An 18,742-nucleotide genomic window follows, 5' to 3' on the forward strand; every position below is an offset into this window, starting at 1 on the left:
CGTACGCCACGGTGCGGTCGGGTTTGCGAGTCGCAGATCGGAGGTATCAGTACTCATGCGGCCCGTGTTTTCCCGTGAAGAAGCGTATGCCGGTTGGTCGCGTCTGCACGGCGGTATCGATCCCCGGAGTTCGATGTGGATCAGCGGCTGGGTTCGTATCGCTCACATATGCGCCACCCCGTTGGTACGCGCAGGTGTCAGCCCCAGCACGGTCACGGTCGCGGGAGTCGCGGTCATGGCGGCCGTTCCGCTGATCGCCTCGGCCGGTGCCGCGTGGCCCATGGTGGCCATGCTCGTGATCCTCGTCGGCGCTGTGCTCGACGGTGTTGACGGCGCGATCGCGGTACGCGCAGGCAAGGCGTCGCGGTGGGGCCGGGTACTCGACCCGTTCGCCGACCGCTGTTCAGACCTGTTGCTGATCCTCACCTTGGTTGTCCTCGGTGCCCCTGCGTGGCTCGGGGTTTCCCTCGCCCTGCTCACGTTGCTGCTCGAATCCGTGCGCGCGCACGCGCAGGCCACCGGGATGGAGGGGCCCGGAGTGCTGACATGGTGGGAACGTCCGTCGCGGGTGATCGTCGCATCCTTCGCCACCGCGACCAGCGCCATCGAGTGGGGTGCCAGGCGCTCGGGGATCGACGTGTTGCCCGCACTCGACGGCATCACCCTCGTGACCATCTACTCCATCATCGCAACCGTATTGGCCGTTGCGGGCCTGGCCCAGTTACTGGTCTCTGTTCACTCGGAACTCGAGGACTGACTGCCCTCAGCGTCCCCGATCATGTCGGCCACGATCTTGGCCGACATCATCACCAAAGGCAGGCCGCCGCCCGGATGGGCCGAGCCGCCGACGAGGAACAGGCCAGGAACGGGCGATCTGTTGGCCGGCCGCAAAAATGCCGCCATCGCACCATTGGACGAAGTGCCGTAGATGGAGCCACCCGGTGTCATCGTCCGTCGCTGCAGATCGGCCGGGCTGATGATCACCCGGTTCCTGACCTCGCCACGTACATCCAGCCCGCGGTCGGCCATCAGGTCCAAGATCTGGTCGGCGTACCGGTCGCCCAGCCCGGGGGCGTCCCAATCGGTACCCGATTCGGGGTCGTGCGGAGGCGCGTTGACAAGAACGAACCACGCACCCGCGCCCTCGTGCGGAACGATCGCCGGGTCGGGGGGAGCGCTGACATAAATCGTCGGACGAGGAACCGGACGGGCACGACCATGACGGCCGAAGACCGCGTCGAACTCGTCGTCGTAGTCTTCGGCAAACATCACATGGTGGTGTGGCTGACCGGCAGGGGCGTTCTGCAACGCCAGCAGGATCACGAAGCCGGACAACGAACGGGTGGTGCGACGCAGGCGCCATCGCGCCTGCCGGATCGGCCAACGGCGGGCCGTGAGCAACGTGTTGTAGACCTGGTGTGCATCAGCGTTGGCCACCACCGCATCCGCGGAGATGAACCCGCCGTCGTCGACCCGAACACCGGTGACACCTGTTGCGTGCGAGACGATCTCGGTGACCTTCGTACCAAGACGCACGTCGACGCCCAGGGTCAGCGCGCGATCGAGCAGCGCGGCAGCGATACGCCCCAGACCTCCGGCCACGTACCAGGAACCGAAAGCCTGCTCCGCGTACGGCACGCTCGCGAGTGCGGCCGGGGCACGGCGGGGATCAGACCCGGTGTACGTCGCGTATCGGTCGAGCAACATCCGTAGGCGGGGATCGGACAGGTACGACTTGCCGATCCCGCGCAATGAGCGCCACGGTGCCACCGCCGCGAGCTCATCGAGGTGGCGGGAGAGTCCGAGCATCGTGCGGACGTCGATCGGTGATTCCAGGAACGGGATGCGGGTGACGTCCCAGATCCGTTGGGCACGCTCGGATAATGCACTCCACTGTGCGCCTCGGCCATCGCCCAGTGCCGCGTCGAGCGCGGCGGGGATGTCGCGCATGTCGCCGGGGAGATCGAGGACGGCGCCATCGGGGAAGGTGTACCGGCAGGCGATGTCGAGGCGTTGGAGTCCGAGTTCGTCGGATGCCGAGCCGCCGCCGGTTGCGGCGAACAGATCGTCGAGGACCTGGGGGAGAGTCAACAGGGATGGGCCCGTGTCGAACACGAAGTCGTCGATCTTCTCCACACCGAGCTTGCCGCCGACCGTGGCGGCTTGTTCGACGAGGGTGACAGCGTGCCCCTGTGCCGCCAGACGTGTTGCCGCGGCCAAGCCGCCCACACCCGCTCCGACAACAACGATGTGGCTCAAGCCTTCTCCTCCGGGTCATTGTTGGTGTGGTCGGGTTCGGCCCCACGCCGGCCGTCCACCACGGTGTCGAGGGATCGTGTCACCGCCCACCCCATGATCACCACCATATGCAGGATCCAGAGCCACAGACCGACCGCGACCACACCACCGATGACATCGAGACCCGCGTAGGGGATCCCGACGTCGATGGGCAGCGACAGGAACAATGCGAAGCCCTGGAGGAATCCGGCCATGAACGACGCGGTGGTGACTGCGCCCACCGCTGCCACCCACCATCTCGGGTTGCCCGGTGTCACAGCGCGATACACCCAGACGAGTGCCACCGAGAGCACCAGCCACGTGGCGAGGAAGCCGATCCAGGTGCGGAAGATCAGGTCGCCCGCGCTGCCTGTGCCCCCGCCCTCGGGTGCGAAGGTGACGAGTTGCTCGCCCACGGTCCGGAACACCAGTCCGAAAACCGGTATCGCGACGAGCAAGGCCAAAACGCGGGCCCTGGCCCTCCAGCCGGTGAACCGGTCGGGTTCGGGTGAGATCGCGAGACACGCGCGCCGCAGACCTTCGCCGTAGAACGATGCCGGGAACAACAGGACAAGTGCTTTGAGTGGGTCCATCTGTACCCCCGCCTCGACCAGTGCGTCGTACGCCGGTCGTGCCCCCATGTCAGGCGGGATGAGAACCCGCAGCGCCAGCAGCTCCTGCTGGGCCTGTAGGTCGGGTTCGAACCACGTGGTGCTCCACACCGCGAGCAGGAACCAGGGGACGATCGCGATCGCTGCGAAGTAGGTCAGCGTGGCAGCAGCACCGGCGATGTCGCCGCCGGCCAGACGTCGTCTCGCTCCGCGGAGAACAACGGCGGTCTCGCCGGTCAGTGTGCGCAGATCGATCACGGCGACCACTGCGCGGCTCGAGTGAACGGCTGCACATCCACCCTGGTCAGCGAGGCGTGATGGGCGGCTCGGTGGACCAGGGGAAGTTGATCCAGCGGTCGGTGTACCGCCAGGTGTAGTCGGCCTTGATAACCGATGCGGGCTTCTCGTACAACACCGCCGTCCGTACCTCAGCGGCGTGGTTGCGACAGAAGGTGTGTACGAGTTCCAGTGTCTTTCCACTGTCCGCGACATCGTCGACGACGAGTACGGTCAGGCCGTCCAGTTCGGTGGCATCGAGGATGGGCGGGAGTATCACCGGCTCGTCGAGCGTGGTGCCCACACCGGTGTAGAACTCGACGTTCATCGTGAACAGTGATTTGCAATCGAGCGCGTACGCCAGCGCGCCGGCAGGCACCAGGCCCCCGCGCGCGATACCGAGCACCACGTCGGGCGCGAATCCGGAATCGGCGACCGTCTGAGCGAGGTCACGACTCGCCGCCCCGAACAGGTCCCAGGTGAGTACTTCGCGTTCGCTCATCGAGACATGGTCGCACGCAGGCGCAGGCGATGTCAGCGCCAACCGAGGGCGGGGGCGACGTGCGTCAGGATCGATTCGATGACGTGTGCGTTGTGGTCGGCGCCGAGCTGATTCGGCACGGTGAGAAGGAGGGTGTCCGCTGCTGCGATCGCCTCGTCCTCGCGGAGCTGTTCGATCAACCGGTCTGGTTCGTCGGCATAGCTCCGGCCGAATCGCGCCGTGGTCCCGTCGATGATGCCCACCTGATCGGCATCCTGTCCGCCACGCCCGAAATAGGCGCGGTCCCGATCGTCGACAAGAGCAAAGATGCTGCGGCTGACGGACACTCGCGGCTCGCGCTTGTGTCCGGCCGACTCCCAGGTCTCGCGGAAACGCTCGATCTGTTCGGCCTGCAGTTGATGAAAGGGCACTCCGGTGTCTTCGGTCAGCAGGGTTGAACTCATCAGGTTCATCCCTTGCTCGGCTGTCCACTCCGCGGTGGCGCGTGTACCGGCGCCCCACCAGATGCGGTCTCGCAAGCCGGGCGATTGGGGCTCGATGCCCAGCAGGCCAGGGGGATTGGGGAACATCGGCGACGGGTTCGGTTGGGCGAACTTGGCGTTGTCGATGACCTTGAGGAAGACATTGGTGTGCTGGCGGGCCATGTCCGCGTCCGAGGCGTCCTCGTTCGGCGCATAGCCGAAATACCGGTAGCCATCGATCACCTGCTCGGGCGAACCACGGCTGATCCCGAGCTGCAGTCGGCCGCCCGAGATGAGATCCGCAGAGCCGGCGTCCTCGGCCATGTACATCGGGTTCTCGTAGCGCATGTCGATGACGCCGGTCCCGATCTCGATGCGACTGGTCCGCGCGCCGACTGCGGCAAGAAGTGGAAATGGCGACGCCAGCTGACGGGCGAAGTGATGCACACGGAAATAGGCGCCATCAGCGCCGAGTTCCTCGGCCGCGACCGCGAGATCGATCGACTGCAGCAAAGTCTCCGCGGCTGACCGGGTCTGCGAACCGGGTGAATCCGACCAGTGCCCGAACGACAAGAATCCGATGTTCTTCATGACAATGTAAATGAAACCACGGTCCGTTTAATTCCGTGCCGTGACCCCGTCAAGAAGACGCCGACAACAAGACGCCGGCAACGACGGGCTGTCGGTCTCTCCGACCACTCGTCGTTGCCGGCGCCCATGCACCAGTTCCAGGTCAGCCGAGGTCGGCGAGGATCCTCTGCGCAAGCGGAGCGGACGACGCTGGGTTCTGGCCCGTGTAGAGGTTGCGATCCACGACGACCTTGGGTACCCAGGGCTCGCCCTCCTGGTAGTCGACGCCGAGATCGATCAGCCGGTCCTGGAGCAGCCAGACGGCCTTGTCGGCCAGGCCTGCCTGGGTTTCCTCGGCATTGGAGAACCCCGTCGCCTGGTAGCCGGCGAAGGTGAACGATCCGTCATCGCGGGTGGCGGCCAGCAGTGCTGCGGGAGCGTGGCACACCACGCCCAGTGGTCGCCCGGAATCGATGGCCTCGGTCAACAGTCGACCGGACACCTCGTCGACCGCGAGGTCTTCCATGGGGCCGTGACCACCGGGGTAGAAAACTGCCACGTAGTGGCTCAGGTCAACGTCGTCGAGAGAGATCGGATGCTTCAGTTCTTCATTCGACTCGAGTTTCGCGGCGATCGCGTCGGCGTTGTCCTGTCCACCGTTGGCGTCCGCGGCCAAGCTGCCCTGGTCCACCACAGGCACCTTGCCGCCTGGGGTCGCCACCACCACCTCGTGGCCGGCGTTCGTGAACTCCTCGTAGGGCGCCACGAACTCCTCGGCCCAGAAACCGGTCGGATGCTTGCTTCCGTCCTTCAGGGTCCAATGATCGGCGGCGGTCATCACGAACAACACCTTTGCCACAACATGCTCCTTTGCACTTTTGTCCGGTTCAGCCGTCTGTTCATCGGCCTTGTGGTGCAAGTCCGGACCCCCGGCGGGTTATTCCACGGGTACCCGCGTCGCGAGTTGTGAATCGCTCTTGAGCCGCCCGCCCATGTTGACCGCCACCAGCCCCGACAGCAGTACGGCCGCGCCCGCAAGTTGGGCGACCGTCATGGTCTGGCCCAGCAGCCACCACGACACCACCGCGGACGACAGCACCTCGATGAGCGCCACGAACGACGCGGGAGTGGCGCCGAGGAGCCGAACGGCATGTACGCCGGTGACGTACGCGAGGCTGGTGGAGATCCCAGCTATCGCCAGTGCGACCACCCACCAGGGCACCGAGGTGTCGGCGAGCACGGTGGACCCGGTGCCCGCGGCCATGGGCAGCAGACCCAGCGCGCCGGCGATGCCGATCACCGCTGTACCGAGCAGCAATCCACCGGTGGTCAGGGCCAATGGCTCCACGCTCTGACCCGATGTGCCGAAATCCTCGGTGGCCAGGATGAAATAGGCCGCGAGCCCGACGCCGGCGATGACGGCCCACACGAACCCGACGGGGTCGATGTCACCGATGTCGCCCCCGCCGACGATGACCATCACAAGCCCGGTAAGTGCGATGACACAGCCGATACCGGTCAAGGTCGTCGGCGTGCGTCCTCGGATGAGCCAGTCGTACGCCACGACCAGGATCAGCCCCGAGTATTCGATGAGCAGGGCAACCGGCACGTCGAGGTATCGGACCGCGTTGAAGAAGCTGAGTTGGACGACGGCGACGCCGAGGATGCCGTAGGCGATCACGAGCATCGGCGATCGGGCCCACTGGGCAAACAGGTTGCGGCGCAGCAATATCAGCGGAACGAGGAGTAGGAGCGAACCGGCGCCCAGCCGTACGGCCGTCACCGCGGCCGAGGACCAGCCGCTGTCGATAAGACCCTTGGCGAGCGGTCCCGAGGTGCCGAACGACACGGCCGACGTCACGCCCATCACCAAGCCGAACCCGGGCAGGGTGCGCGCATCAACGAACTTCAAGATTCCTCCGATGAGGGTGACAGGAGTAAAACTGCTTACACTCATGACAGCTAAACGGATCGCTGGTAAGGAGTCAAATGCTATTTGCTCATGACACCGATGTTGCGCTGGTGGCGACAGCTGCTCTGATCAACACCGGACGGGGCGACACGGACACCTTGGCGACCACAGATCAGCTCCGCGGCTTTGTCGAGGAGTTCGTCTACACGGGCCGTCGTGACGGTGACGCCGCCGAGCTCGATGCCGTGCGAGCACTGCGCACCCGGCTCGACACCCTCTGGCAACTGGAGGTCGACGACGCCGCACGTGAGGTCAACGTGATGCTCCGCGAGTCGGAGGCCCGGCCATATCTGGCCCGCCACGACGGCTGGGACTGGCACATCCACGTCACCGAACCCGGCGCGCCGCTGGCCGACCGCATGGCCGCAGAGAACGCGATGGCCTTGATCGACCTGATCCGCACCGATCAGCTGGGCCGACTGAAGACATGTGCAGGAGAGGGCTGCCGGCTCGTCTTCGTCGACTTGTCCCGCAACCGGTCTCGCCGGTTCTGCAGTGATGGGGGATGTGGCAACAGGGCCCACGTCGCGGCATACCGCAGGCGCCGGGCCGAACAGGACTGATCGGGTCGATCAGAGGCGGAACAGCATCGTCTCCGCAGTCAGGCCCGGCCCGAATGCCATCGCACTTCCCATCCCGGTCGGACCGCCTGCGGCTGCCCGTCTCATCATCTCGGCGAGCACGAACAGCACGGTGGCCGACGACATGTTGCCGTAGTTGTCGAGCACGTACCGCGACACCTCCAAGGCGGAGGGCTCGAGTTCGAGTGCGTTCTCCACCGCGTCGAGAATGGTGCGGCCCCCCGGGTGGATCGCCCAGAGATCGATGTCGTCGGGAGTGCGCCCGGCGAGGATGAGTTTGAGGTTCTCCTGGTTCAGTGCGCGGCCCAACTGTCCGGGGACCTTGCCGGAAAGAACCATGTCGTAGCCGGCGTTGCCGATGCGCCAGGTGATCAGCTCCCGCGTATCGGGAACCATGACCTGTTTGAACGAGTCGAGCTCGATGCCCGATCGATCGGCCGAGATGACGGCGGCGGCACACCCGTCCCCGAAGATCAAGAACGACAACATCGATTCCAGGCTCTTGGGCTGCTGCATGTGGACCGAGCACAGTTCGACGCTCACGAGCAGGACTTTCGCCTGTGGGTTCGCGCGGACGATGTTGTCGGCGGTCTTGAGTCCGGTGATACCGGCGAAACAGCCCATGAAGCCGATCTGGGTGCGGTCGACGTTGGGGCTGATGCCACAGGTCTTGATGATGTCGTAATCGATTCCCGGAGAATAGAATCCGGTACAGGTGACGATCACCAGATGGGTGATCTCGTCGGCCGCGTCACCGAGATCGAGGCCTTCGACGGCCTTGCGTGCCAGTTTCGGGGCCTTGTCCTCGTACTCGACCATGCGTGTCTCGGTGTCGACCGAGCTCGGGTTTCCGCCGTAGAAAGTGATCGGGTCCTCCACCGCGGACCACCGATGAGAGATCTGGGCACGCTCTGCCATCCGCCGGAACAACAGCATCTTGCGCCGTTCCTCGATCAGTTCGGGCGCGTGGTCGACGAAGATGTTGTGGACATCGAGGTCGGGTACAGCGGTGCTGATCTGGTTGACAAAGGCAGTAGCCATGAGATGAAGTCCGAATCTTGTCTCAAAAGAACTGGGGCAGTCGTTTTCTCGCATCCGTGCGAACGTCGTGACTGACGCAAACGTAGGTCCGATCGGGTGCCACCGCAACCGTGTGACACCGGTTCGACCGTGATTTTCAGGAGATCTTCAGGGCGTGTCGTTCAGCCGCTCGACCTTTGGGCTGCCGATCCGTCGCGGAGACGTCGACGATGGTGCTCTTGTGGCAACATCGGGAGTTCGGTGGGGCTGGAAGGACGAGGTTCGCAGGTGCCCGGTGTCTTGTTGTGCAGTGCGCCGCTGACAGGCCATGTGGCGCCGATGATCGCCATCGGCCGACAACTCCGACTGGACGGCTGGACCGTTGTGGTTCTCACCGGCAGCCGGTTTCGCCGCCGCATCGAAGAGGCGGGACTGGCACACGTCCCGCTTCCTGCATCGTGTGACTTCGATGACCGCGACCTCGACCGGGTCTTTCCCGGCCGCCACCGGATGCCCGGCGTCCTTCGGTCGCGTTTTGACCTCGAGCATCTGTTCGCAGCAAAGATCGCCGACCAATACCGAGCGCTGTCGGCGCTCGTGGACGAGACCGACGTCGATGTGGTGTTGGCCGAAAACCTGTTCCTGGGTGTTCTCCCACTGCTCCGGCGGGCCGGCCGGCGGCCGAGAGTCGGTTCGGTCTGTACGTCGCCGTTGATGGTGAACAGCCAGGACACGGGTCCGTTCGGGCCAGGGATTCCGCCGTCGACCACACGCCTGGGCATGATGCGCAACCGAATGCTGACCGTGGGCGCCGAACACCTCGTGCTGCGCCGGGTGCAACACCTCGCCGAGACCGCGGTGCGTGAGTGCGTCGGGCACGGTGCCGGCGCGTTCATCCTGGATTGGCCGCTGCTGGCAGACGACATCTTCGTGCTCACCACGCCATCGTTCGAATACCCGCGACGGGACCTGGCCGGCCGACTCGATTTCGTCGGACCGGTTCTCGATCCGGTTGGCAGCCAGCATGATCCGCCGGAATGGTGGCCTGAGGTGACCAGCTCGAGGCGAGTCGTGGTGGTGACGCAGGGCACCCTCGACAACGGTGACCTGAGCAAGCTGGTGGAACCGACCCTGGCCGGTCTGGCGGACATGGATGCCGTGGTGGTCGCTGCAACAGGTGGCAAGCAGCAATCCTCGGTGCGGGTTCGAACGGCCAACTCGATCGTCACGGAGTTCGTTCCGTTCGATCTCATGCTGCCGAAGGCAGACGTGCTGGTCACCAACGGCGGCTGGGGCGGGGTGCACTACGCCTTGAGGCACGGCGTTCCGATGGTGGTTGCCGGGACAACCGAGGACAAGAACGAGGTCGCCGCCCGAATAGTCCGGTCCGGGTGTGGGATTCGGCTCCGATCAGCGCGACCGCGAGCGATTCGTCGCGCGGTCGAGACGGTGCTCTCCGCACCGGGGTACCGTCGGCGTGCTCGTGAACTGGGTAATGAGATCGCGCAGCTCGATGGGCCGGCCAACATCAGCCGGGCGCTCACCCGGCCGCCTCGGGGACAAGCGCGGTCGGCCGGATGACAACGGTGCCGGCGGTGGTGGTCGGGGCCGGACCGACGGGTCTGACCGCGGCCTGCCTGCTGGCCGCACACGGCGTTGATTGTGTAGTCGTCGAACGACGGCGGGGTGTGCATCCGTTGCCTCGCGCTGTCCACTTCGACGACGAGGTCTACCGGATACTGCAAAGTGCCGGTGCCGCAACCGAGTTCGCGCCCAGCGGGCGAGCCGCACATGGCTTGCGCTTGGTGAATCCGCGGGGCCGGGTGTTGATGGAGTTCGCACGTGATCGCACCGTGGGTCACAGCGGCTGGCGTGAGACCACGATGTTCGATCAGCCGGACCTGGAACGGGCACTGCGCTGCGCCCTGGCCGAACACCCGGGAACCCAGGTGATGGAAGGTTCCGTCGTAGAGGCGATCACACCCGGAACCGACGGGGCGGTGGTGAGCGTCCGACGGGACTCTGGTGCCCGCGCCACGCTGCACGCACGCTATGTCCTCGGTTGCGATGGCGCTTCGAGTGCGGTGGCGCAAGCCATCGGAGGGATATGGCGCGACCTGCGATTCACCCAGGAGTGGCTGGTCGTCGATGTCCGTACCTCCCACGAGGTGACGATGTGGCCGGGCGTGCACCAGGTCTGCGCCGGGTCTGGAGCATCGACGTTCATGCGAATCGGAGCTGACCGGTACCGGTGGGAGTTCCGGCTCCCGACCGATCTGGACCGCGAGCCGGACGCGCTATGGGCACTCGGTGAGATACGGAGGTCGCTGCCCGACAGCTGCGACATCGAGGTGGTCCGGACGGCGCGATACCGGCACGCCGCGCGGGTGGCACGGCGTTGGCGCGCAGGCCCACTGTTCATCCTGGGCGATGCCGCACATCTCACCCCGCCCTTCATCGGTCAGGGACTCGGCGCAGGACAACGCGATGCGATGAACCTCACCTGGAAGCTCGCTGCCGTACTCGACGGCCGCGCAAACGACCGTCTGTTGGACAGCTACCAGACCGAACGCGCACCGCACGTCCTGCGGTCGGTGGTCGCGGCAACAGCGCTCGGCAGGGCCATGTCCATCGAGCCCGGACCGGGCAGAGCGGCCGTGGACGCGGTGTTGCGTGGGCTCGGCGGTGCGCCAGGTGCCGCGACCATCGGGCCGCGGCTGATCTATCCGCGGGTCGGCAGAGGAGGCCTGCCCGCACGGGAGCGCATCCGACGGCGCAGTGGTCGACTCGGCGCGTTGTTCCCCCAATTCGTTCTGCGCTCCGGCCCCGACAGTGAGATGGTGGCCGGCTCCGACGACGTGCTGGGGCTCGGCCCGGTGCTGGTGCACCACGGTCGGTTCACCGACGAGCTGGCCGACCACGCGGATGCCGTTGGCGCACGCAGAGTCGTGGTCGGCGAATTCGGCCCGGCCGCACCCCAACTCACCGAGTGGCTTCGCAGCGGCCAGCTCAACGCCGTTCTCGTTCGACCGGACCGGGTGATCGCTGCCGTGGAGTCGACGTCCGGCCGGGTCACCGCGTTCAGGACATGCGCGTTCGGGACATCATCGTGAATGTCGCAGCCCGCGGCGTGCACTGCGCCCATGGGTGTCGCTGGTAAGTTCCTGCCGTGGGTTTGACGAGGCGAGCGGTTGCACTCGCCGCACTGGTTGTGGCCCTTGTGCTCGCCGGCTGCGGCGGCGAGGCGACCTCGTCATCGAACGGCGAGGAGACGAGCTGGACCAACCCGGCGCATCTCCCGTTCCCGGGCCCAGGTGACGTGGTCGAGGTGACGGACTGGGTGTCCGGTGGCGCCGAGGCTACGCAGGTGTCCGGCAAGCGGATCCTGTACCGATCCACCGACATCGAGAACCGGCCGATCGTCGTCTCGGGAACCGTGTTCGTGCCGTCGGGGGAGGCGCCGGAGGGCGGTTGGCCGATTCTTGCGATCGGCCATGGGTCCACCGGGATCAACGTCGACTGCGCACCTTCACTCACCCCGGACCTGTACGGCCTGCTCCGATTGGTCCGCAACTACCTGCGTGCGGGGATGGCCGTCACCTTCGCCGACTACTCCGGGCTCGGAACGCCGAGTGGACCCCACCCCTATCTCGACCCGTATGCGGCGGCCCGAACGGTGATCGACTCCGTACGCGCCATCCGACACGTCTTTCCCAACATGTCGTCGACATGGGCGACCTACGGCATATCTCAGGGTGGAGCAGCCAGCTGGGCGGTCGACGAGCTCGCGGCGGACTATGCGCCGGAACTCCGCCTTGTCGGAGCTGTTGCACAGGTTCCGTCGACGGACAAGACCCCGATGGTGGATCTGGCCGCTGCCGGCACCTTGACTCTCGAACAACAGGGCATCCTCCAATGGCTGGAGGAGTCGTTGGCGCGCAGGCATGCCGATTTCGACCTGAACAACTACCGCCAGGGTGGCCTTGCGGAGCGGTGGACCGATCTCAGTGGCTGCGGGCGGTCGAACGCGCGCGAGCGGGCGCTACGGCAGATCTCTGCCTCCGAGTTCGCGCCGTCGAGTCCTGCCGCCGCCGAACGCTTGCGCACGTTGCTGCAGTCGATGGCGTTGCCGCGCACACGGTTGTCGGCCCCGCTGTACGTCTTGTACGGCGGCGCCGACCGGTTCAATGCCCCCGAGTGGATCACCGCCGGAATCCGGAAGGCGTGCGAACTCGGTGGCCCGATCACCATCACCTACAGCCCCGGGGCCGGGCACGGCAATGTGGACACGAGCGGCATCGCGCGGTATCTGGCCGACCGGGTCGCCGGCGTGCCGGTGCGCGATGATTGTCGTCGATGACCACCCTCTCGAACATCGCGACGAACAAGTGGCTTGTCCTCGGCTGCGCCATCGTCAGCGAGGTCAGTGCCACCCTTGCCCTGCGCGCGTCGGTGGACGACGCGCGGTGGCTGGTTCTGGTGGTCGCCGGATACCTCGGCGGGTTCGCCTTCCTCGCGCTTGTCCTGCGGGCCGGGATGCCGGTGGGGGTTGCCTACGGGATCTGGGCGGCCGTGGGGGTCGCACTCACCGCGGTGCTGGCCGCCCTCATCTTCGGTGATGCGTTCACCGTGGGCATCGGAGTGGGTATCGCGATCGTGATCGGTGGAGTCCTCCTGGTCGAATTGGGCTCGCACGGCGGCCATGAGACTGCGGACGAACTCGAGGCGCCCGAATGACATGGACGTACCTGGTGGTCGCAATCGTCTTCGAGGTCGGGGGCACGCTCTCACTGCGAGCGTCGGACGGCTTCCGCAAGATGATCTGGCTGATTCCGACCGTTGTCGGCTATCTGGTTGCGTTCGGTGCCCTGTCGCTGACCTTGGCCGGCGGCATGCCCGTCGGTGTGGCCTACGGGATCTGGGCCGCGTGCGGCGTCGCATTGACCGCGGTCGTCGCGAGGTTGGTCTTCAAGGACCCGCTGACCTGGGTGATGGGTGCAGGCATCGTCCTGATTGCCTGTGGCGTCCTGGTCATCGAACTGAGTTCTGCGCACCACTGACGGGTCGCAGGCCTTGCGCCGCCGGGCCTTTCGTCGAGGACGCGGCCCCGGGCATCGAACCCGGAGCCGCGCTGTGACCGCGCGCTGGAACTACGCGCTCGAACTATTTCGCGAAGTTCGCACTGATCCGCTGGTGCAGATAGTCCTTCGCGGTGATCGGCGGGTACTTACCGCTGGGTCCCTCGATGACAACCTCGCTGTTGGCCTGGGCGAAGAAGGCGATGGAATACCGCGCACCACGGTCGTCCCCGGCCCCGGGGCTGCGCACCCGATGAAAGTTGGACGGTAGTACGTCGTCGCTCCACCGCATCAGCATGTCCCCGATGTTGCAGGTGATCGCATCATCGGAGGGTTCGACCGACGTCCATTCCTGTGAATCCATCTCCTTGCCCGGGCACACCTGCAATCCGCCCTGACCGTTTCGCTGGAAAAGCAGTGTGAGGCAGTCGAAATCGGTGTGCGCTCCCGCTCGCCACATCCCGGTCAGCTCTGCGTCCTGCGGGACCGCGAAGTAGTGCAGCAGACGCAGGGTGCTCTGGTAGGTGGCCGATGTCGGGTCGTGGGCCGCCGCGAAGAAGTCACGGTGGAAACCCATTTTCTCGGCGAACAGCGACAGCAGATCCATCGCCAGGCGCCAGCATTTGGCTTCGAAACCTTTGATGGTGTCGGTGAACCCGACGAGTTCGTCGTCGGAGGGCCAGAGTCCATCCATGTTCGAGAGGGTGACCTGGTAGGACTCCTTCTGGTCCGGGGTTCCCACCGACGGCCGAACCTGGGTCATGCTCTCCCAACCGGAGTTGAATCGTTTCGGATAACGGGCCTTGACCTCGGCCGGCAGTGCGAAGAATGCTTCTGCCATCGCGAAGGCCCGGCGTACCTCGGTCAGGTCGATACCGTGGTCGACCACCTGAAAGAAGCCGATGTCGGTTGCTGCCGACCACAATTCATCGGCGATCTCGGCGCGTCTGGTGCTGAGGTCGGCCAGCGAGATGCGCCGCACCTCGCGTGTGCTCTCGGTGCCGATTGCGCCCATTCGGCGTTCGCGCTGCAATTCGGTCATGTCGTACGTCATGAGCTGAGGACTTTCCGTTCTGAGGTCTGAGGTCTGAAGGAACACGCTGAGTTCGCGCTGCTGCTGGTCAGGGAATGGCGATGGCGGGGTCGGTGAACTGGTTGCTGAACATCTGCTGCGCGGTCATCGAGGCGGGCACACTATTTCCCCCTGCGGCCAATACCGGTGTCAGTTCTGCGACGTTGCGGCTGGTGCGGGCGTCGTCGTACACACCGAACGCGCCGTTGTCCTCGTTCGCGAGCAGACCCTTCTCCTGTAAGAGATCAGCACTGAAAGCGGCTTCGCCCTCGCTGTAGGGCGAGTAGGTCTGGTCTTGCGACACCACGTCGACGATGACCTTGTTCGTCGCCTCGGGCGAGGTGATGTAGTCGACGCCCGCTTGCTGGATGATGGGCACCAGCTTCTCGAGGCACGGCGAGAACTCGGCGAGTTTGTCAGCTCGCACAGAGACATTCGAGGCGTAGATGTCGTAGCCGGCATCCTTGATCAGGCCGTAGGACACCGGTTTGTCCCACGCGGGCGTCTCCTCCTCGTACGTGTACGGCTCCGAGTTCGCGAACCCCTGCTGGGCGATCGCCGGGTCACCGACGAACCTCGATGGTGCGCCGTCGTAGCTGGTGTCGATCTGGGACGGCTTCAACAGACCTTTCGCCACCATCCACTGCGGGAAGATCTGGTCCTTGGAAACCACCACGGTGGCATCGCCGGTGCCCACATCGCTGACGGATTTCCATTCGGGATGCGTCTGCGGATCCCACATCAGAATCGCCGGGCTGTATTTGAGCAGTGGGGTCACCCCGACCACAGGTTGGTCGGCGGCCGCCGACACCAGCTGATCTCCGTGCACCACACCGAGCATCGCCGAGTCGTCCACATACAGCTGCGAGGTGACGGACTGGAACCCGATCGCCGGTCCGCCGGACTTCAGTGTGATGTCCACTCCCGTGTCCTTGCCTCCCGCCACCAGCGGGCCGGTGACCGATTTGTCGTCGGTGTTCACCTGGTAGCCCGGGCCGAGCATGGCAAAGAGAGCGCCCATGTCGGACTGTGGCTGCCACTGCAACTGCACGCCGACGTTTGCCGGACACACATCGGCGAGACTTTGCTCCGCTGCCGCCGGTTCGATCGAGACCGTTTCTGCCGCGTCGTCGGACCCGAATGCGCAGGCGGACAAGGTCAACGTGGTGAGCGCTACGGCAGTGATGCCGAAACGCCGGCGGTGCGAGAACGTCATGGTTTCTCCTCGAGAGATGGTTGGGGGTGGTCGCGGACGCTCACCTGGATTGCGATCGAGCATGTGCTCGCGCCGCCCGGTCGCCTCGTGCGCCGGAACAATTACATGCAATCAGTAGCGTGTTGCGACGTTGTTACCGCCTGTTAAAACCGTAGGCAGCATCCGATGGAACTTCAAAAAGCCAGTTAGACAGCCCGCAGGGGAACCGATGTCATGAGAACGTAACTGCGTGCAACTCGATTGTCATGCATGTAATCCACCATGGTGAGGAACGAACAGCCCACTGTTACATGTACAAGCCGATCGTATGGAGGTCGAGATGAGACTCGCGGACACAGTGCGGGACGCAGACGCGCGCAGGCTCACGAAGAACACGCAGATCGTCTTCGCCGATGTCGGCAAGCAGTTCGACACCGGGACGGTTGCCGTGGAGGGAGTCGACCTCGAGGTGCGCCGCGGGGACTTTGTGGCGGTTGTCGGGCCGTCAGGGTGCGGGAAGTCCACGCTCTTGCGGATGGCAGCCGGTCTCGAGGAGCCGACCGCGGGATCGGTCGCAGTGGCTGACGATTCGGTCGGCTTCATCTTCCAAGAACCCACGTTGCTGCCGTGGCGAAGTGTTCGGGCGAATGTCGAGTTGTCGGCCGAGTTGCGTCGCGAGAATCGTGCCGCCGTCAAACGTCTTGCCGCCGAGTCGATCTCCGCGGTGGGCTTGGAGCACTTCGCGGATCAACTACCCAAAGCACTTTCTGGTGGCATGAAGATGCGTGTGTCGTTGGCGCGGGCGCTGACGCTGTCGCCGGCCACGATGCTGCTCGACGAACCGTTCGGCGCACTCGACGAGATGACCCGGCTGGACATGCAGGTCGAACTCCAAAGGCTCTACGCCGAAAGGCAATTCACCGCCATGTTCATCACACATTCGGTGTCCGAGGCGGTCTACCTCGCCAATCGGGTGGTGGTGATGACCGCACGACCGGGACGCATAGCCGCTCAGTTCGACATCGGCTTTCCTTATCCGCGCAGCCCCGAGCTGCGATTCGACACCCGCTTCACCGACCACGTCTCCGAGATCTCGGCGACCCTGCACAGGAGCAACCGATGACCCAGCTCGATGCCACGCTCGCCCGGCCAGGCAGGACATATACGGCGACGGCACGGCCGGGCGCGCCGTCCGGTCGACTGTCCAAGCGGCGGATCCGCACGGCAACAACCGTTGTGCTCGGCCCCTTTCTGTCGTTCCTCGGCGCTCTGGTGCTGTGGTCGATGGTCAGCTACTGGGTGCTGTCGCCGGAGCGGAGATTCCTGTTACCGCCACCGGGTGATGTGCTGAGGAACTCCCTGATGGACTGGACGCACCTGCGGCCCATGCTCGAAGCGCTGGCGGTGACGGCGCAGGTGGCGATGGTCGGATTCCTGGTGGCGGTTGTGGTGGGTGTCGGCACCGGAGTGCTGATGAGTCAGGCCAAGTGGATCGAGCGCATCATCTACCCCTACGCCGTAGTGATCCAGGTGATCCCCATCCTCGCCATCGTTCCGCTCATCGGTTTGTGGTTCGGATACGGGATGATGTCGCGCACCCTGGTCTGTGTGCTGATCGCCGCCTTCCCGATCATCACCAACACCCACTTCGGGATAAGGTCGGTCGACCGCGGACTGCACGAGCTCTTTGCGCTCTCTCGTGCGTCACGGTGGGACCGGTTGGTCAAACTCGAACTGCGGGCCGCACTTCCGGCCATTCTCACCGGTGTGCGCACCGCGTCGGGACTGGTCGTGGTCGGCGCCATCATCGGGGACATGTTCTTCGCCAAGGGACAGCCGGGAATCGGCACACTGCTCGACGTCTACCGCGGCCGTCTGCAGTCCGATGACCTGATCGCGGCCATCGTGCTCGCGTCGATCTTCGGAGTCGCGGTGTTCGGTGTCATGGGGATCGTGTCGAAGTTCGCAGTCGGCAGCTGGCACGAGTCCGGGCGTGACTCGTGAACGATCCGTATCCCGAGACCACAGAGAATCGATCATCGACAAGGGAGCATTCCGTGCCCGGCACACCGTTTGAGGTACCCACCATCGACATCAGCCCGTACCGCGACGACAAGCGCCGCTCGGATCCGTCGGCGCGGGCAGAGGTCGCGTCCGCGCTCGACCGTGCGTGCCGCGACGTCGGTTTCGTCCAGATTGTCGGTCACGGTATCGACACCCACACCATTGCGGGACTCGCCGACGCGCTCGATGATTTCTTTGCCCTGCCTCTGGCGGTGAAGAAGCAGTACCGACGGGACCCGGCGACCAATCGTGGCTACTCTCCGCCCAAGTCGGAGTCGCTCAGCATGAGCCTGGGCATCCCGACAGCAGGACAGATGAACGACTTCTACGAGGCATACACGGTGGGCACCGAAGCGGCGGACTTCATGCCGCTCGAACTACCCGAGACCAGCTACGCACCGAACAACTGGCCCGACGCCGCGCCAGGGTTCGCTCCCGCGATCCAGGCTTACTTCGCTGCAGCACAAATACTCTCGCGCATTCTGATGGGCGCCTTCACCGATGCGCTGGGTCTGCGACCGGGGTACTTCGAGAATCTGATCGACCACTCGATCGAAGCGCTGAAGATGAACAACTACGCCTTGCCAGAAGGCGACACCGAGTTCACCGGTGACCTGACGGGGATGGGGGCCCACACAGATTTCGGGATCCTGACCATTCTGTGGGCCGACCGCGTTCCAGGTCTGCAGGTACTCGACCGCGAGGGACACTGGCACGATGTCCAGCCGGCCGAAGGTGCGCTGCTGATCAATCTGGGAGATGCGATGTCGCGCTGGACCAACGACCGCTGGATGTCGACCATCCATCGCGTCGACCCTCCGGTGGTCGACGGTCAGATCGCGCGGCGTCGTTCGGCGGCCTTCTTCTTCGACGGCAATCACGACGCGGTCATCGAAGCTCTTCCCGGGACGTTGGCAGAGGGCGAGACGGGCTACCCTCCGATTACGATTGCCGAGAACATCGCCATGAAGGTTGCCGGCCTGCGTACCGGTGTGGCACCTGCGACGCAACTTCGCGAGGCCGCGCGCGTTGCCGCGGCCGAGAAGTAGGGAGGGGAGCAGAG

General features: G+C 65.1%; 19 protein-coding genes. 10 read left to right on the top strand and 9 right to left on the bottom strand.

The features are described 5' to 3' along the window. Positions 1–55: 55 nt before the first annotated feature. A complete protein-coding gene (locus tag ACVWY6_RS11665; RefSeq protein ID WP_457538140.1) occupies positions 56–757 on the top strand; it encodes a CDP-alcohol phosphatidyltransferase family protein in 702 nt (233 codons plus the stop codon). Here ACVWY6_RS11665 and ACVWY6_RS11670 read toward each other — a convergent pair. The 6 genes from ACVWY6_RS11670 to ACVWY6_RS11695 form a co-directional block, all read right to left on the bottom strand. Further along, on the bottom strand, positions 736–2,259 hold the full coding sequence (locus ACVWY6_RS11670) for a phytoene desaturase family protein (protein ID WP_457538142.1): 1,524 nt from the start codon (positions 2,257–2,259) through the stop codon (positions 736–738). The genes ACVWY6_RS11665 and ACVWY6_RS11670 overlap by 22 nt on opposite strands. After that, complete coding sequence (locus tag ACVWY6_RS11675) at positions 2,256–3,155, bottom strand: YihY/virulence factor BrkB family protein (RefSeq protein WP_457538144.1); 900 nt, start codon at positions 3,153–3,155, stop codon at positions 2,256–2,258. Before ACVWY6_RS11675 ends, ACVWY6_RS11670 begins: the two co-directional genes overlap by 4 nt. A 37-nt stretch (positions 3,156–3,192) precedes the next feature. Further along, positions 3,193–3,666, bottom strand: coding sequence for a phosphoribosyltransferase (locus ACVWY6_RS11680; RefSeq protein WP_457538146.1), 474 nt, complete (start codon positions 3,664–3,666; stop codon positions 3,193–3,195). Positions 3,667–3,698: 32 nt separating this feature from the next. Continuing rightward, positions 3,699–4,718 carry an LLM class flavin-dependent oxidoreductase gene (locus tag ACVWY6_RS11685; protein ID WP_457538148.1) on the bottom strand — a complete coding sequence of 340 codons (1,020 nt, stop codon included), beginning with the start codon at positions 4,716–4,718 and terminating at the stop codon, positions 3,699–3,701. Between the two features lie 142 nt (positions 4,719–4,860). Next, positions 4,861–5,556, bottom strand: coding sequence for a type 1 glutamine amidotransferase domain-containing protein (locus tag ACVWY6_RS11690; RefSeq protein ID WP_457538149.1), 696 nt, complete (start codon positions 5,554–5,556; stop codon positions 4,861–4,863). A 78-nt stretch (positions 5,557–5,634) separates the two neighbouring features. After that, complete coding sequence (locus ACVWY6_RS11695; protein ID WP_457538151.1) at positions 5,635–6,609, bottom strand: EamA family transporter; 975 nt, start codon at positions 6,607–6,609, stop codon at positions 5,635–5,637. A 77-nt stretch (positions 6,610–6,686) separates the two neighbouring features. Here ACVWY6_RS11695 and ACVWY6_RS11700 point away from each other — a divergent pair, with 77 nt between their 5' ends. Beyond that, the gene (locus ACVWY6_RS11700) at positions 6,687–7,232 is read left to right on the top strand and encodes a CGNR zinc finger domain-containing protein (RefSeq protein ID WP_457538152.1); all 546 of its coding nucleotides are present in this window, start codon (positions 6,687–6,689) and stop codon (positions 7,230–7,232) included. A gap of 9 nt (positions 7,233–7,241) precedes the next feature. On the opposite strand, the gene ACVWY6_RS11705 is transcribed toward ACVWY6_RS11700, so the two are convergent. Beyond that, on the bottom strand, positions 7,242–8,291 hold the full coding sequence (locus ACVWY6_RS11705; RefSeq protein WP_457538154.1) for a type III polyketide synthase: 1,050 nt from the start codon (positions 8,289–8,291) through the stop codon (positions 7,242–7,244). Between the two features lie 267 nt (positions 8,292–8,558). Between ACVWY6_RS11705 and ACVWY6_RS11710 the strand changes: the two genes are divergently transcribed. Genes ACVWY6_RS11710 through ACVWY6_RS11730 form a run of 5 tightly spaced genes read left to right on the top strand, consistent with a single transcriptional unit; the run spans position 8,559 to position 13,330 of the window. Then, on the top strand, positions 8,559–9,851 hold the full coding sequence (locus ACVWY6_RS11710; RefSeq protein WP_457538156.1) for a glycosyltransferase: 1,293 nt from the start codon (positions 8,559–8,561) through the stop codon (positions 9,849–9,851). Beyond that, the gene (locus ACVWY6_RS11715; protein WP_457538157.1) at positions 9,848–11,383 is read left to right on the top strand and encodes a bifunctional 3-(3-hydroxy-phenyl)propionate/3-hydroxycinnamic acid hydroxylase; all 1,536 of its coding nucleotides are present in this window, start codon (positions 9,848–9,850) and stop codon (positions 11,381–11,383) included. Before ACVWY6_RS11710 ends, ACVWY6_RS11715 begins: the two co-directional genes overlap by 4 nt. Positions 11,384–11,439: 56 nt before the next feature. Further along, positions 11,440–12,630: a lipase family protein gene (locus ACVWY6_RS11720; protein WP_457538159.1), complete on the top strand. Its 1,191-nt coding sequence runs from the start codon at positions 11,440–11,442 to the stop codon at positions 12,628–12,630. Continuing rightward, positions 12,627–13,007, top strand: a complete 381-nt coding sequence (locus ACVWY6_RS11725) for a DMT family transporter (RefSeq protein WP_457538161.1) — start codon at positions 12,627–12,629, stop codon at positions 13,005–13,007. Before ACVWY6_RS11720 ends, ACVWY6_RS11725 begins: the two co-directional genes overlap by 4 nt. Beyond that, positions 13,004–13,330 (top strand): DMT family transporter, encoded by a 327-nt coding sequence (locus ACVWY6_RS11730; RefSeq protein ID WP_457538163.1) that lies wholly within the window; start codon positions 13,004–13,006, stop codon positions 13,328–13,330. The genes ACVWY6_RS11725 and ACVWY6_RS11730 overlap by 4 nt, the downstream gene beginning before the upstream one ends. Positions 13,331–13,433: 103 nt before the next feature. On the opposite strand, the gene ACVWY6_RS11735 is transcribed toward ACVWY6_RS11730, so the two are convergent. Together ACVWY6_RS11735 and ACVWY6_RS11740 are read right to left on the bottom strand one after the other, a co-directional pair. After that, positions 13,434–14,402, bottom strand: coding sequence for an isopenicillin N synthase family dioxygenase (locus ACVWY6_RS11735; protein WP_457538165.1), 969 nt, complete (start codon positions 14,400–14,402; stop codon positions 13,434–13,436). Positions 14,403–14,469: 67 nt separating this feature from the next. Continuing rightward, positions 14,470–15,636 (bottom strand): nitrate ABC transporter substrate-binding protein, encoded by a 1,167-nt coding sequence (locus tag ACVWY6_RS11740; RefSeq protein WP_457538167.1) that lies wholly within the window; start codon positions 15,634–15,636, stop codon positions 14,470–14,472. Between the two features lie 319 nt (positions 15,637–15,955). Between ACVWY6_RS11740 and ACVWY6_RS11745 the strand changes: the two genes are divergently transcribed. The 3 genes from ACVWY6_RS11745 to ACVWY6_RS11755 are packed head-to-tail and all read left to right on the top strand — an operon-like array spanning position 15,956 to position 18,728. Further along, positions 15,956–16,738 (top strand): ABC transporter ATP-binding protein, encoded by a 783-nt coding sequence (locus ACVWY6_RS11745; RefSeq protein WP_457538169.1) that lies wholly within the window; start codon positions 15,956–15,958, stop codon positions 16,736–16,738. After that, the gene (locus tag ACVWY6_RS11750) at positions 16,735–17,619 is read left to right on the top strand and encodes an ABC transporter permease (protein ID WP_457538171.1); all 885 of its coding nucleotides are present in this window, start codon (positions 16,735–16,737) and stop codon (positions 17,617–17,619) included. Before ACVWY6_RS11745 ends, ACVWY6_RS11750 begins: the two co-directional genes overlap by 4 nt. A 53-nt stretch (positions 17,620–17,672) precedes the next feature. Further along, positions 17,673–18,728, top strand: a complete 1,056-nt coding sequence (locus ACVWY6_RS11755; protein ID WP_457538173.1) for an isopenicillin N synthase family dioxygenase — start codon at positions 17,673–17,675, stop codon at positions 18,726–18,728. Positions 18,729–18,742 lie beyond the last annotated feature (14 nt).

It is taken from the genome of Williamsia sp. R60, assembly GCF_054063855.1.